This is a genomic window from Methanobacterium sp. (assembly GCA_016222945.1).
GTDB lineage: Archaea > Methanobacteriota > Methanobacteria > Methanobacteriales > Methanobacteriaceae > Methanobacterium_D.
On sequence record JACRPY010000005.1, the window covers coordinates 16,642 to 32,321 of the forward strand.

A 15,680-nucleotide genomic window follows, 5' to 3' on the forward strand; every position below is an offset into this window, starting at 1 on the left:
TCACATACTAAACTAATTTATAATCATCATAATTTTTATAGAAATATATCCAATGAACTTTGTTTTGATTTGTCACTTTCAAATAATGAATTTATCCCCGACTCAATAAGTTCTATTCTTTGAACAATATAATTGTCAATTGGATATCTGTTGGCTAATTCCTTTGAAATCTCCAGATACTTAACCACAGACCCTTTAGAAATACTGAGTATCAGATTTCCACCACAAGTACATTCTCCAGATAATGGGATTCTTCTATACTTTTTATTGCACTTAGTACATCTAACTTTCTGTCTGGAAAATGCTCTTGAGTTTCCAGCCATGTCCGGCAGGAAATGAGATGTTAAAACACCCTCAACAACACCTCTCTGGTCAACAGCCCTTATTTTCTCCGCTAATTTAACTTGACCTTCTACTTTTTCCCTCATTGTAGGAAGCATCTTGTATAAACATAATTTAGGACCATCATGGATGCTTGAAGTGTCATGAGAGAACATAATCCCTTTATACTGGTCTTCTGTACCTAGCCTTTTCTTTACATTATCTATAAGTGAAATCACATCTGATGGTTTTGCAAATTCAAGAGTCTTTTCATATAGCTCTAATGGAAGTGTGGGCATAGCATCAATGTTATGGGACTCATCATCAATTTCTTCAGGGTCGATTCTGGATGAAAGAACTAAAGGTGCGTCCATTCTTCCTCCTCTTGAACTTGGAAGGTATATCTTTGAAAAGTTGATTAAAGCATCTAAAAGCAGCATTACTGAGTCTTCATCACTGTCACAGTTTCTTCTTTTTGCTGAATGGAAATATGGGTGCGCATAACATGCTGCTGCCTTTGTAAATCCAACAACCCTTCCTAAAACGCCTGCCGAGGTGTGTGGAGCCAATCCCACTATTAACTGACCTACAAGTCCTTCTCTTTCTTTAACATTGTAAAATCGTTCTTCATGGTAGAAATCTTCAAGCAAATCATCTAAAAAGTTTGAAACCCGTATAAGGTAATCTGCACAGTTTTCTGAGATTATGACATCTTGAATTTTGATTTCAAGGATTTGATCATGATTTTCAAGTTCATTTCCATTAATATCATGAGTATAGCCCATCTCAACGAGCTTTATAGGACTTACTCCTATTTCTTTTGGTGTAAAATGAGTTATAGGCAAATTAGTGGAATCATGCCTAATTGTAGCATCTTTAAAGGTAAAAACTTCATTTTTTGCCCTTAATATTCCTTTTTCAAGGGGTTCAGGGAATTTTTCCTCGGATATCATCCCTATAACGCCCTTAATTTCATCTAATTTCCTTACACCTGAATTTTCATATGCTTTTTTAAGTAAAGTTGCTAAATTAATTTTTTTCTTTGCAGCACCTGTTGGAATCGCTCTTGCCCCACACACAGGGCATTTAGCATGAAATGAACCTATTCCACATTCTGTACATTTACATCTGGAGATTTCAACTAAAATATTTCCCTTTTTAGCTGCATCAACTATGTTTCGTCTGCTGCCCCCATATGTACCAATTGGAAACAATGCATGAGGTGCAGGCTTCATCTTCCTTTCCTTGGTTTTTTCAGGTCTTCCAACCCTTGTACCAATATAAGTAGGTGCTTTAGCCATTATTTCTGCGTTTGATACATTATTTAAGGACTCTAACGTGTTATTACCTTTTGAAGTATCCAAAGGTTGATTTAATGTTTCAATTAAGGCAAATACATGGTTATTTTCAATTATAACTTTATTGTTTTGAACTATATGTGGAACACCTAAAACCTCTAAAATCCTTTTTTGAGGCCCTATATCTAATTCTAAATCATTTTCAGCATTAGATTCATCATAATTTCCATATATCCACGATCTAAGTTCATTTAACTCCTCACAAGATACATCATGATAAAAATAAGTGTATTCTGGATGTAATGGAACATCATACTGCTTAGATATATTAAAAGCTTCTCTCGAAGTTATATTATCCATTGTATCTAAATCTAAATCATTTCCATTATTTAGATATTCTTCAGAAATTTCAATTCTTTTTATCCACCATTCATCACACCAGCCGGCGGGCAATAAATTATGGTTATTTCTTAAAAATTCACCGAATGCAACCAATATATCCCCTAAAAATAGAATTTCTACTACATCTCTTCTAATTTCCTTTGCTTGTGCCGTTGATTCAACTTTAATTACACTACCATTCCGTAATTTAACGATGGGGCCATCTATTACATCACAAGGAACAACACACATTCCCTTTCCCGGCCTTTCAATCTTCATCTGGGTTCCCACTGCCAGAAATTCAACAATTTCCATGGTTATGGGGCTTATTCCCATTGCAGCAAGCCCTGAATTTCTTGATCTTCCATACCTTAACCTAAATCCTCCTTTTGCTTGAGGATAAGATAATACTGGCCTTCCACCAATAATATCTCTCATATATTTATCATCGACTTTGTCTTTCTCGCCTTCATCATCATCAGAATTACTAGTTCCTTTTGAAAAGGTATCAAGCCACTCCCAGCCATCTATTTTCAATTTATTTGCATATTTTAAAGCCTTTGGAGCTTTTTGAATAACTCCCTCCGCTATTGCAAGAAGAGCTCCTCCACGAATATTATTGGTTTCAACACGCTCTAAATCACGATGCGAAACTTCAACATGGTCTGTAGGCTCTCCTGTCACTTCTACAGGAATATTTTTCACTGCAAGCCTTACCTCTTCTGGTGATGGCGAATACTGAAGATTTGTAACCTCCGATTCATAGAGTTCCACTTCTTCCACATATCTTTCAATTTCCCTTTCTGTAGGTTTATAAACGTCAAGATCAATTGAAAGCCGGATATAATCTCCAATTAGAACTGCTAAAGCTGCTGCAGTTCCACCAGCGCTTCTAATTGGGCCTGCAAAGTAGACAGCTAAGTACCATGTTTTATCGAAGTTTTGTTTTATTTTAAGTTTTGCAATTCCTTCAAGAGGCGCTGCAACAACTCCCTCAGTCAAAATAGCGAGGGCAGTTCTTATAGCCTGGTCTGCTTTCTTCTCCTTAATTTCTAACGAGTCTTCTTTACCTTCTTCATCAGGTTTAGTCACAATTTCTCTTGCTATCCAAAATGCAGCTTCTTCCCGGGAATAATCAGCTTCTAGCTCTGTAATTCTACCTGCAATGTTTTCAGGGCCTACCAATCCCTCAACCCTTTCTGCTAAGTTCTTTGCAAGAGGAACTTCCGGCTCTAATTCAGTATCATGCCCTTTAAGCCTTGCTTTTCTTGCTACATCGTACACTTTCTGTGTTTCTTTTTCTAAAGCCTCAAAATAGCCCATATTACTCCCTTACCATGTTAAAAAATATGTTTAATGTAAAAAATATCCAACATACCCTGTAACACCATATAAATGATGGGGATCAAGTTCGTTAAACATTAAAAATGAAAAATTCGATCCCCTTTATTTTTATAGATATAGATAGGAATGTATAGATAATAAAGTTTACTACGACGCCTTTATAAATTCCTAAATTGTGTATAACTACTTATAAATAGGTATCATTAAGCTCAATAAATTTAATTTTAAATTTAATTATTTTTCATAAACACTAAAATAGATTTTTAAGGTTAAATAATATCTAAAACACTTTAATTTATATTCCAAAGGGTTTAAATCAAAAATAGAAATAAAAATTTGACATTTGATCAACAAGTATATCAAGTAAAAAAAACTTCAGTATATATCATAAGTTTAATTAGGAAATAGATAATTCCTTTTAAACTGATAATAGAATATTTTAATTGAATTTAAAAGGGGGGATAAAATTTGATCACGAGTAGTGATACTAAAAATTTCAAAGCTGTTTTAGCGTTCTTAGGAATTCTTTGTGCAGTTTTAGCCATTGTCGCATCTCCAATTTATGCTGCTGATGATACTTCAGGAACTTCTGTTTCAAGTAGTGATGTCAGTACAACTGCCCCTAGCTATACGATTAATACCTTTGATTCTAGTGTAGGAGCCGATGTTACACAAAACCCTGAGATTAGTGGCAATATTGCCCGAACTGATTTATCAAATCAGGTTTTTGAATATCAAAAGTCAGGATCATCTATACTCACTTTTGGTAGTGGAACTGGAAATAAACTTTTAATCTGGTCAGGGATTCATGGAAACGAAGAAGAAGCAAATATAGCTACAATGAGGTACATGGAAGAAATAAAAGATAAAAGCTTCGATGGTACATTACAAATCATTCCATTCGCCATTCCAAGAGACACAGCAGTGAATTCAAGAGATTATGGTCCTGTATACTATTATTATACTGATTGGGTTAAATGGAAAAAAGGATGGTCTAAAAAAGCAGTTACTAAACGATACAAAAAAGTTTACAGAGTTAATGGAAAACGATACTACAAATGGACATACAGAACTGTGTATAAACGCGTATACGGATGGTTGTACAAACCTGTAACCAGATTAGGCTATAACTATCAAGATCCAAACCGAATTGCAAATGTTGCGGGAACTCCAGGTAATAAAGTCCTTGAATACGCCAGAGCTCATGGAATCACCCATATTTTAGATGTGCATTCTGGTGGCGGTTTAAGCGGTCCAACTTATGCAAATGGTTTAATATATGCAACTCCTGGTAATTATGAAGAATGTAACTGGGCAAACACGATTAGAATGCAAACTGGTGCTGTAGTTGAGCAATCAGCCATTAATCAAGGATCAGTTAGACTTGTTGGACACAACTATGGTATAAACACAATTACAATAGAAGTAGAAAGAGATGCAGGTTCTACAAGCCATTATGCCGATGTTGAATTGAACATGATAAGATCTGCTTGCAGAGCTATGTTTGCAGGACTATAAAAAGTTTTTAAATGACTTAAAAAACTTTTTCTTTTTTTTTATTTATTTTATAAATCTCTTAACTGATAGATTTCTGTTTTTTTAAAAGAATTATACCCTCAATCATACAATTTTACAGAAGACATATAACATTTAAGTAATCTTAAAACAATATATTCAATATAAAAAAAGTGAATTTAATTTTTTCATTAATCAATTTAACCGGTGATTTTCATGGCAAAAAAAGATAAAAAAACACTTCCCCCAAGTGGTGCTGGTCTTGTACGATATTTTGAAGAAGAAACAAAGGGACCTAAATTAACACCTGAACAAGTCGTTATCATGACTGTTATATTAGCAGTACTTTGTATAGCGCTACGTTTTACTCAATAAACTATTTTATTAACCTATTTTTTTAAGGAGATTATTATATGGCGATTCATCCTATTGAATTCAGATATGGTACTGAAGAAATGCGTAATGTGTGGGAATCTGAAAACAAACTTCAAAAAATGTTAGAAGTTGAAGCAGCCCTTGCACAAGCAGAAGCAAATCTTAATTTAATTCCTAAAGAAGCTGCAGATGAAATAAGCAGCAAAGCAAGCACAGAATATGTTACAGTTGAAAGAGTGGCCGAAATTGAAAGGCAGACCAATCACGACATTGCTTCAATTGTAAAAGCCCTTGCAGAAGTCTGCAAAGGAGATGCTGGTGAATATGTGCATTTTGGGGCGACTTCAAACGATATTATTGATACTTCTCAATCACTGCTTTTTAAAGATTCTATAGAGATATTAAAAGGAAGGCTCACAGAGCTTACAGAAACGCTTCTAAAACTGGCAGATGATAACAAAAACACCGTTTGCATTGGTAGAACTCATGGACAGCATGCACTCCCCACAACATATGGAATGAAGTTTGCATTATGGGCTGATGAGGTTCACAGGCAAATAGAAAGGCTTAATGAATGTAAAGAACGTTTATGTGTGGGAATGGTTACTGGAGCAGTGGGCACAATTGCTGCTCTAGGAGATGAAGGATTAGCTGTTCATAAAAAAGTATCTACGATTTTAGGCCTTAATCCAGTTTTAATATCTAATCAGGTTGTTCAAAGAGATAATCATGCAGAATTTATCATGGACCTTGCAAATACTGCCAGTACATTAGATAAAATTGCAGTAGAGATTAGGAATCTCCAAAGAACTGAAATTAAAGAGATTGGCGAAAGTTTCGACCCTGAAAAACAAGTTGGAAGCAGCACCATGCCTCATAAAATGAACCCAATTACAGCTGAAAGAATTAGCGGTATTTCAAGAGTAATACGTGCTTATGTAGTTCCTGCACTTGAAAATAATCCATTGTGGCATGAAAGGGACCTTACTAACTCTTCATGTGAGAGAATAATTCTTCCAGAAGCATGTATACTTTTAGATTACATTATTGTTCTCACATTAAAAGTTCTTAAAAATCTTGTTTTCTATCCAGAAAACATTGAAAAAGATTTAAATATTACAAATGGATTGATAATGGCTGAAAGGTTCATGGCAGAGCTTACAAGAAAAGGAATAGGAAGACAAACAGCCTATGCAATTGTAAGGGAATGTTCACTGAAAGCTAATGCAGAAAATAAAGGATTAAGGGATGTAGTTTTGTTAAAGGATGAAATAAGGAAATATTTATCTGAAGATGATATTAAAGAAATCATGGATCCACATACTTATATTGGATCATCTGTTGAAATAGTAAATAACGTCCTGGAAGAGTCCAAAGGATGGTTTTGAACTTATTTCTCTTTTTTAATTATTTTTAAAGTTGAATTTATTCTTATTTTTATTAATTTTGAAAGATTTAATCCTGTTTAATTTTTAACCTGTTAAACTGTTTTTAATATATATTAAAGCTTATTAAATCGTTTTCTATTTAAAAAAAGACATTTTTAGAGCTGAAATGGAAAAAAATATATATTAATTTGGCCATATATTATAAACTATAGAATTTGTACTCAAAATTTGGATGGAGGTGAAAAAATGGGAGATATTAAAGAAATACTATCAGTCCCAGTTGTACCCTTTGCACTTATGATTGGTGCAATTTCAGCTGTTGTAGGATTCCTTTATGCATTAATATTCATTTTACCAATGAGCCTGCTTATAGGATCAATGCCTGTTCAGGGAGTTCAAGGAATGCAATTTATAGGTCTTGGTGTCGGTTTTGGAATTATAATGCTAATAGTAATACCTATAGGTGCATTTATTGCAGGATTTATAGCATACGCAATCATAGCGCTGATTTACAACATATTAGCCCCAAGAATCGGTGGAATCAAACTAGAACTTGACTAATTCATATATTCTTTTTATTTTTGTTTTTTTTAGGGAGTTAGTTAAATAAAAAAAAGACTTTCTCCGCCACTAAAGAGAAAAATGTATATATTTCCAAATACAATTTATTGCATGTATTAACTAACCAAAAAGGAGGTGAAAAAAGATGGCTGAAATAAAATCAATAAAAATCGTTCCTTTCACATTGATGTCTTCTTCAATTTCCGCAATACTCGCTCTAATTGGTGCTATAATACTTACATTAGCACTTGGAGTAATAGCAGCAGTTCTTCCACCACAGTTTGCACCTTTAGCTAGCTTATTAGCAGGTTTTGGTTTAGCAGCAATAATCGCTTATCCAATATTAACATTCTTAATAGGTCTTTCTACAGTATTCCTCAGTATACTACTTTACAATCTACTAGCGCCCAAAGTTGGAGGCGTACAGCTTACTATGGATGGAAATAACGTAGAATCCATACCAATTGTGCCATTTGCACTTATTCTATCCATTATTATGGCAATATGGACATTTATCATGGGATTACTATTAACTACAATACTTGCCCCAGTTACAGGATTAATAATATCTGTAATACCTCTAGCAACAAATGGAACAGCAACTGGAGCAGGAGTTGGCTCATTAGTAACATTAGGTGCTATTTTCTTCATAATTGTACTACCAATACTCGTGCTCATATTTGGATTCATTGGACACGCACTATTTGCAGCATTCTACAACTTCATAGCAGCGAAAGCCTCTAAAATACAGCTAAACTTTGAAGCACTACCAGAAAACTGGCATAAACTGACCGAAATACCAATTATACCTGCAGCCCTTGCTTTAGCAGTGGTTTCAGCAATATTTGGATTAATAATGGGAATATTAGACTTTGCAAGTGGTTATGGTATCATGGCATTCCTAATAGATTTCATAGGAAATTTCATATACACATTCATAATAGTTGCAATAGGCGCAGGGCTATATAATTTCTTAGCTCCAAAAATCGGTGCAGTCCAACTGGAACTTGAATAACTTGTTAAAACCCTATTGGGTTTTTTATTTTATTTTTAAGCATGCTTTAATTTCTAAAACTCTTTTTAATCTCATTATATCCGTATTAATGATTATAACTGTTTTAAAGCAGCTCAATGTTTTGTAATGATAATTAAGCTTTTACAAGGGCAATTTTTCATTCCCTGCTCAAATTCCCTAAAGGAATATGTTATTAAACTTCTATCAGGGTCTGCTACCCAAACTGTGCTGCTATCAAAACATATTTTTACTGGAGTTACATAATGGCCTCCTTTATATTTTTTATAGTAACTGGGCCAGCCTGAGCAGTATCCATGGACAAATAATGTGCGGTTTGGATCGTCTAATATTTGTGCCATTCCCTGATATCCGTATTCAGAGAAATATTTTTCTTGAGCTGTAAGGTTTAAACCCATGTCTCTACCGATTTGAGGCATTGCGGCGAGTATATCTGACGGATTTGTTCCTTTTAGCCCATATTGAGTATGGCAAAGTTTAGATAGTCTTGCTGCAGATGGGGGTTGTCCAAATTCCCATAGTGTTTCCCAAAGGGCAGAAGGAGCACATGTTATCCAGTACATGTTCTGTTTCATCCATTGGTATCTGCCTGTTTGGTGGCAGTTTGAATTTGAAGGTTTTTGAACTTCTCCTAACCCTATCTGCACGTATTTTGGATTTCTTCCTTTAGTTTTAATGAAATTATCCACGCGACTTATCATGTCTTCATATTGTGCTTTCAATATTTTCATGCTGTTTAATGTGACATAATTTGGTTTTCTACCCTTTTCTTTTTCAAATTGAAGTATTCGAAGCACCATATCTTTATAAGAATTGTATGACATCTTCATTTTCATCACCTAAGCTGTATCATCATCTTCCAAATCATCTGTTAAATCCCCAGTAATCACGAGTTCCTTTTCAGGATCTACATCTGTACTTTTTGATTCTATAGTGCTTGAACTCTCTTTTTGAATTTCTTGTTCCGGTTCTGTAGTGTTTGAACTCTCATTTTGAGTATTGGTCAATAATTTTTGGCCAATAAATCCTGCAATTCCTCCTACGGCCATTGACGATATATTAGATTCTTTCATTGCCATTGCCGCTAAAGCTATTGCTATTAATCCAAATATTGCCAGTAAATTTACAAATGTGTTATTTAGCCTATGCCATTCATAGGGCACTGTATCCCCTACCATTTAATCACCACCATTTTAATATATGATATTTAATTGAAATTGTTATAATAAGGTATTAACTATTATAATTAAATAATAAGGCTTATATAGTCACATCAAGAAATAATTGCATAATCCAATTCAATTCGTTAAATTACGATGTTATCTACTTAAAAAAAGCCGATTTTTAATAAATTTTTTTTATCAAAATAATAGTGTGATTTCATGCAAAAAACAATAAAATGTAGAAAAATCTCCAAAGGACATGCTAAAGGAGAAGTCATAGTTACAAAAGACTCTTTAAGTTTTTTAGGAGGAGTAAACCCTAAAAATGGAATTATAATTGAGCCAGGGCACGAATTACACGGTCAAAACATAATTGGAAAAATTCTAGTTATCCCTTCCGGAAAAGGATCTACAGTAGGGTCTTATGTTATATTTCAGATGGTTAAAAATAAAACTGCCCCTAAAGCCATAATATCCCTAAAAGCCGAGCCTATTATTGCAACTGGCGCTATAATGGCAGAAATACCCATGGTTCATCAGCCTGAAGCCGATATTTTGAATATAGTTAAAAATGGAGATATTATAGAAGTAGATGCTGACGCAGAAGTTATTAGAATACTATAACTAACTAATAAAAATTTTCTGCATATGCATTTAAAATATAAAAAAATAAATAGTAAATTTTTTTAAATAAAACTAGTTTTCAGTAAGCTTCATATTCTCTCTGGCCTGCAGACTGAACATATTCCCCTATAGCACCGCCAATAGCTGAAAGAACACCGCATACCAACATTGCGAGGATTGTTAAGAATATTACAACCACAATACCAATAGCACCCACTGCAAGTCCTAATTGAGTTAGTAATACGCCTAATATAACTGCTACAGCTCCTACACCCAATAGAGATAGGATTCCAATTAATAGTCCGCCTAAAACTCCTGCCAAAGCTCCGTGGATTATACCACTTTCAAATTCAAATTCGTCCCTAATTAAATATGCTGCTAGAAAACCACCTATTATTGGCCCTAAAAAAAACAACGGGAAGAAAACAAGAGCCAAAACAAGGGTTAATGCTCCATTTACAATTGCACCTATGGCAATTGCTATCCAATCTTTCATTTTTTATCACCTCAAAAATTCTAGAATTTTTGTGGTTCAGGAAATGAAAATTTCCTTCAACCTCATTCTTGAGTCGGTGTTATTATATTTTTAATCATTAAAATAATTATTCAAAAAAATTAATAATGCACTTTAAATTTTATGATCTGGTGAAAAATATGCATCCTGCATTTAAATGGTTGGATATGGTTCTAAACATAAAAATATGTAATAATTAAAAATAAGGATTTTTGTGATTTAAAGATGAAATAAGTGTTTTCATAGTTTTAGTCTATGTAACTAGTGTTTATGTAGCTTTAGCAGTTGTATACGCATCATACATAGCATATAACCACACTATGATATATAAAATACTTACAATCATTGCAAATTCACTAACCATGAATATAGCCACAGATAATATCAATGAAACAATAATCAAGACTATTCACATCATAAGTTTACCAGCATATACTTGTCCTAATCCTGGTATAAAAAAAGACAGTACTAACGCCAATATTGGATTTTTTGCCATCCATTTCACCTCCTTTTTAAGCTGTTAAGGTTTAATCGGTTTTTGTTGTTAATATATTTTTCTTTTTAATTTTTTTAAATTTATAATTTCAAAAAATAGGCCAGATTAACTAGTTATTTAAAGTAAATATAAATTTAACGTTAAATTGAACATATCTAATGTTAAAATAAATATTCATTAAAAAAATACATGATATTTTTGAATTAAAAAAAGATTAGCATTAATTAAATGTACTGAATTTTTAATCAAAACAGTTACGATTATCTGTTAGATATATTTTTTATTTACCAACCTTATGATTTTTTCCAGTTAGAATATATACTGCCAAATACACCGCCAATTGCACCTAAAACTATATCAATAGCTATTTTCATTAATATAATCAAAATTTCAGCTTTTATAATCAAATATCCTCCTACTAAAAGTAAAATTATGATCCCAACAATACCTCCAAGAACCCCAATCATAACTCCATGAATAGCTCCATTTACATAGTTTTGATTGACCATATATCCAACAATTGCACTTGCAGCTAATATACTGATATATGAACCATACTCACCCATAAAATGGTTTAGTATTAAAGCAAATATTACTGTTAGAATAAATCCTAAAATTACTGCTTTCCACTTAATCATTTTTCCAATTCCCATAAAGATTATTTCAATTTAATATGACTTATTTATAATGCTTTTTTTAAACTTATCATGTAATAAGTGTTTTTAGTTAAAATATTTTTAAAAGCTCCAATAATCTATCTAGAACTGTTTCATTTAATTCCAATTTAAACTGTGTAATCTAAAAAAAATAAACAAATTTACACTAAATTGAAAACGGAAAAATACAAGTTAAACATAGCATATATTAATATAATGCTTGAATTTAACGAAAATTATGTCATTAAAGGCAGGTTTTAAAAATGAAATATTCTCTTATCTATAACGGAACACTGATAGATGGCAATGGAGGTAAAACACTTCCAGAAGCTGTTATTTTAATCAAAAATAATATGATTGTTGCTGTTGGAACTGAAGACTCCATTTCACTTCCAGATGAGCAGATTAAAAAAATTGATGCTAATGGAATGTTCATATTACCTGGATTTATAGATACTCACGTCCATATCATGGCAAATGGTTTTAAAATGGAAGATACCATCCATAATCCTCTTTCATTGTATTTTTACAAAGCAGTGGAGAATATGCACAAAACAATTGATGCGGGTGTGACTACTGTAAGAGATGCCGGTCTTGCTGATGTTGGAGTTAAAATAGCAGTGGAGAAAGAGATTATAACTGGGCCCCGAATACAAATCAGTGTTATGCCACTTTCTATAAGTGGAGGTCACTTTGATTTTTGGCTGAATTCTGGTTTTGATATTAAAGTTTCATATCCTGGCCTCCCTGAAAGCCTTTGCGATGGAGAAGAGGAAGTAAGAAAGAGAGTTAGGGAAATACTTAGATCTGGAGCTGAATTTATCAAAGTTATGGTTACTGGAGGCGTTATGAGTGCAAATGACGGCCCAGAACATACACAATTTACAGTTGAAGAATTAAAGGTGATGGTTCAAGAAGGAAAATATCACGATAATGTAAAGGTAATGGCCCACGGACATGGCCTTGAAGGGATTAAAAATGCTTTAAAAGCAGGTGTTCACTCCATAGAGCATGGTACTTATCTGGATAATGAAGCAATTAATATGATGATTGATCAGGACACCTATCTCGTGCCCACATGCTTAGTAATAAAACAGAACAAAAAATTCGCTGAATCTGGTGATTTACCAGAGTATAGCAGAGCACAAGCCCTTGAAATAGTTGATATACACGATAAAAACATTAAAAATGCATATAAAGCTGGAGTTAAGATTGTTATGGGTACAGATTGTGGTGTTATCCCTCATGGTCTGAATTTACGTGAACTAGGCTTTTTATGTGATATTGGAATGAGCCCTCAAGAAGCAATAATGGCCGGGACAAAATATGCTGCAGAATGTATGGGATGGCAGGATAAAATTGGTACAGTTGAACCAGGGAAGCTTGCAGACATTATAATAAGCAAAAAAGATCCTATTTTGGATATAAAGTCTCTTGGAAATCCAGATAATGTTTTATTAGTTATGAAAGATGGTAAAATTGTTAAAAACCTCTTAAATTAAATATAAATTTTTATAATGATAGGAAGGAATGAATATGGCAGATAAAGCCAAAAAAACCGATATTAAAGTTTCAGGAATGAACTGCGCCACTTGTGCATTGAACATTGAAAAATCCCTTGAAGATGTGGAAGGCGTTGGTAAAGCACAGGTAAATTTTGGAACTAAACGAGCTACAGTTGAATATGACCCAGAAAAGGTAAATCTAAACCAGCTTGAAAGTGCAGTGGTAGATGCAGGTTATGGAGTTATAAATGAAAAAATCACCCTTAAAATAGGGGGAATGACCTGTGCAATGTGTGTAAAAGCAATTGAAGATGGTCTAGGAAAGCTTGATGGAATAAGTGCCGTTAATGTTAATTTAAGCTCCAATAAAGCATATGTTACCTACAATCCGAGAATGGTGACTGTTGATGACATGAAAAGTGTAATTGAGGATATTGGATACCAGTATCTTGGAATTGAAGGAGAAGATCTTGAAGATCTAGAAGAAAAGGTGCGAATTCAAGATTTAAAGAATAAAAGAAACAGAATAATTGTGGGATTTGGTGTTTCCATTCCCCTAATGCTTATGATGTATTTTAATGTCATGGTACCAATTTATATGCCTTATTTCATGCTTATAGTCTCAATTATACCATTTATTTACGTTAGTTATCCCATTTTTAGTGCGGCTTATCGTGCGCTTAAAAATAGGCTGCTGAATATGGATGTGATGTACTCCATGGGTATAGGAGTAGCTTTTGGTGCGAGTATCCTTGGAACATTCAATATTATCCTTAATCCGGAATTTATGTTCTATGAAACCGCCTTAATGCTTGCAGCTTTTCTTACACTGGGCAGATATCTTGAATCGAGAGCTATTGGCCGGACTTCAACTGCAATTAAAAAATTAGTGGGATTACAGCCAAAAACAGCTACGGTTATTCGTGAAGGGAGAGAAATTGAAGTTCATATTGAAGAACTGCAAATAGGAGAAATTATAGTTGTTAAACCCGGTGAAAAAATCCCAACTGACGGTGAAGTCATTGAAGGTGAAAGTTATGTTGATGAATCCGTAATTACTGGTGAATCAATTCCTGTTATGAAAAATAATGGTAAAAAAGTTATTGGTGGAACTTTTAACCAGAATGGTGTCCTTAAATTTAAAGCCACCAAAATTGGAAAAGATACTGTTTTATTCCAGATAATTAAACTTGTTGAGGATGCTCAAGGCTCAAGACCTCCTGTTGAACGTATTGCAGATAAAGCTGTGACTTATTTCATCCCCACAGTACTTACAATTGCCATTGCTGCATTTGCAATCTGGTATTTTGTTTATAGTAGTACTTTACTCTTGGCATTAACCGTTCTTATTTCCATCCTTGTTGTTGCCTGTCCTTGTGCCCTTGGCCTTGCAACACCTACAGCAATAACCGTTGGTATTGGTAGAGGTGCAGAACTTGGTATTCTTATTAAAGATGGTTCAGCACTTGAAACATCGGAAAAAATCACTTCCATATTGTTTGATAAAACTGGAACTCTTACTAAAGGAAAACCCGAAGTAACCGACGTTATAGCAGTTGGATTTGAATCTGATAATCTTATAAAATACACTGCAAGTGTTGAAAAGAATTCACAACACCCCCTTGCAGATGCAATAGTTAGAAAAACTATAAATGAAAATATTCAGCTTTCAGAAAGTACTAATTTTGATACATTTGGAGGAAAGGGAGTATCAGCAATGGTTGGTGGAGATGAAGTGCTTGTTGGAAATAGAGCTCTTCTTAAAGATAGAGAAATTAAAATCAGCGATGATACAGAAGGAAATATACTTCAACTTGAAAATGAAGGAAAAACTGCCATTTTAGTTGCAGTTAACAATGAATTTGCAGGAATAATCGCTGTGGCAGATACATTAAAGGATACAACTAAATCGGCGATTGATGAGCTTAAAAAGATGAAAATTAAGGTATTTATGATTACAGGGGATAATGAAAGGACTGCAAATGCAATTTCAAATCAGGTTGGAATTGAGAATGTGCTTGCAGAAGTTTTACCTCAAGATAAGGCCTTTGAAGTGAAAAATCTTCAAGATAATGGTGAAATTGTGGCATTTGTAGGTGATGGGATTAATGACGCTCCTGCGCTTGCTCAATCTGACGTTGGAATTGCAATTGGAAGCGGTACAGATATTGCAATAGAAAGCGGAAAAATAGTGCTTATCAAAGATGATTTAATGGATTCTGTTGCAGGAATCCAGCTCAGCAAAAAGGTAATGCAACGAATAAAACAAAATCTATTCTGGGCATTTGCCTATAACACTGCATTGATTCCTGTTGCTGCAGGAGTGCTTTATTCCGTTAATATAGTTTTCAAGCCAGAATATGCAGCTTTTGCCATGGCTTTAAGTTCAGTAACGGTTGTAAGTCTATCATTACTACTAAAAGGATACGTACCTCCCGCAAAAAAGAAATAAAAACTAATTTAAAGTTTTTGATCAATAATCATGAAATAAAAGATCATAATTAAG

At 33.7% G+C, this 15,680-nt stretch carries 14 protein-coding genes; 9 read left to right on the top strand and 5 right to left on the bottom strand.

Going from position 1 to position 15,680, the window contains the following annotated elements; all coding sequences use genetic code 11:
* Nucleotides 1-35: 35 nt before the first annotated feature.
* A complete protein-coding gene (gene polC, locus HZC47_08635) occupies nucleotides 36-3,323 on the bottom strand; it encodes a DNA polymerase II large subunit (GenBank protein ID MBI5680945.1) in 3,288 nt (1,095 codons plus the stop codon).
* A 489-nt stretch (nucleotides 3,324-3,812) separates the two neighbouring features.
* On the opposite strand from polC, the gene HZC47_08640 reads away from it, so the two are divergent.
* The 5 genes from HZC47_08640 (at nucleotide 3,813) to HZC47_08660 (ending at nucleotide 8,198) form a co-directional block, all read left to right on the top strand.
* Nucleotides 3,813-4,862, top strand: coding sequence for a hypothetical protein (locus HZC47_08640; protein ID MBI5680946.1), 1,050 nt, complete (start codon nucleotides 3,813-3,815; stop codon nucleotides 4,860-4,862).
* A 213-nt stretch (nucleotides 4,863-5,075) separates the two neighbouring features.
* Nucleotides 5,076-5,234, top strand: a complete 159-nt coding sequence (locus tag HZC47_08645) for a preprotein translocase subunit Sec61beta (protein ID MBI5680947.1) — start codon at nucleotides 5,076-5,078, stop codon at nucleotides 5,232-5,234.
* 38 nt (nucleotides 5,235-5,272) lie between these two features.
* Nucleotides 5,273-6,622 carry an adenylosuccinate lyase gene (locus tag HZC47_08650; GenBank protein MBI5680948.1) on the top strand — a complete coding sequence of 450 codons (1,350 nt, stop codon included), beginning with the start codon at nucleotides 5,273-5,275 and terminating at the stop codon, nucleotides 6,620-6,622.
* A 246-nt stretch (nucleotides 6,623-6,868) separates the two neighbouring features.
* Entirely contained in the window at nucleotides 6,869-7,183 is a 315-nt protein-coding gene (locus tag HZC47_08655; GenBank protein ID MBI5680949.1) for a hypothetical protein, read from the top strand.
* A gap of 145 nt (nucleotides 7,184-7,328) precedes the next feature.
* Nucleotides 7,329-8,198 (top strand): hypothetical protein, encoded by an 870-nt coding sequence (locus tag HZC47_08660; protein ID MBI5680950.1) that lies wholly within the window; start codon nucleotides 7,329-7,331, stop codon nucleotides 8,196-8,198.
* 113 nt (nucleotides 8,199-8,311) lie between these two features.
* Here the strand turns inward: HZC47_08660 and HZC47_08665 are convergent, their stop codons facing one another.
* Nucleotides 8,312-9,046, bottom strand: a complete 735-nt coding sequence (locus HZC47_08665; GenBank protein MBI5680951.1) for a hypothetical protein — start codon at nucleotides 9,044-9,046, stop codon at nucleotides 8,312-8,314.
* A gap of 9 nt (nucleotides 9,047-9,055) precedes the next feature.
* Nucleotides 9,056-9,394 (bottom strand): hypothetical protein, encoded by a 339-nt coding sequence (locus HZC47_08670; protein MBI5680952.1) that lies wholly within the window; start codon nucleotides 9,392-9,394, stop codon nucleotides 9,056-9,058.
* A gap of 204 nt (nucleotides 9,395-9,598) precedes the next feature.
* Here HZC47_08670 and HZC47_08675 point away from each other — a divergent pair, with 204 nt between their 5' ends.
* On the top strand, nucleotides 9,599-10,003 hold the full coding sequence (locus HZC47_08675) for a DUF126 domain-containing protein (GenBank protein MBI5680953.1): 405 nt from the start codon (nucleotides 9,599-9,601) through the stop codon (nucleotides 10,001-10,003).
* A 79-nt stretch (nucleotides 10,004-10,082) separates the two neighbouring features.
* Here HZC47_08675 and HZC47_08680 read toward each other — a convergent pair whose 3' ends face one another.
* Nucleotides 10,083-10,499 (bottom strand): DUF5518 domain-containing protein, encoded by a 417-nt coding sequence (locus HZC47_08680; GenBank protein ID MBI5680954.1) that lies wholly within the window; start codon nucleotides 10,497-10,499, stop codon nucleotides 10,083-10,085.
* Between the two features lie 338 nt (nucleotides 10,500-10,837).
* Between HZC47_08680 and HZC47_08685 the strand changes: the two genes are divergently transcribed.
* A complete protein-coding gene (locus HZC47_08685) occupies nucleotides 10,838-11,041 on the top strand; it encodes a hypothetical protein (GenBank protein ID MBI5680955.1) in 204 nt (67 codons plus the stop codon).
* 265 nt (nucleotides 11,042-11,306) lie between these two features.
* On the opposite strand, the gene HZC47_08690 is transcribed toward HZC47_08685, so the two are convergent.
* A complete protein-coding gene (locus tag HZC47_08690) occupies nucleotides 11,307-11,651 on the bottom strand; it encodes a DUF5518 domain-containing protein (protein ID MBI5680956.1) in 345 nt (114 codons plus the stop codon).
* 281 nt (nucleotides 11,652-11,932) lie between these two features.
* Between HZC47_08690 and HZC47_08695 the strand changes: the two genes are divergently transcribed.
* Both HZC47_08695 and HZC47_08700 read left to right on the top strand, forming a co-directional pair.
* On the top strand, nucleotides 11,933-13,171 hold the full coding sequence (locus tag HZC47_08695) for an amidohydrolase family protein (GenBank protein ID MBI5680957.1): 1,239 nt from the start codon (nucleotides 11,933-11,935) through the stop codon (nucleotides 13,169-13,171).
* Nucleotides 13,172-13,205: 34 nt separating this feature from the next.
* Nucleotides 13,206-15,626: a copper-translocating P-type ATPase gene (locus HZC47_08700; protein MBI5680958.1), complete on the top strand. Its 2,421-nt coding sequence runs from the start codon at nucleotides 13,206-13,208 to the stop codon at nucleotides 15,624-15,626.
* Nucleotides 15,627-15,680: the final 54 nt, after the last annotated feature.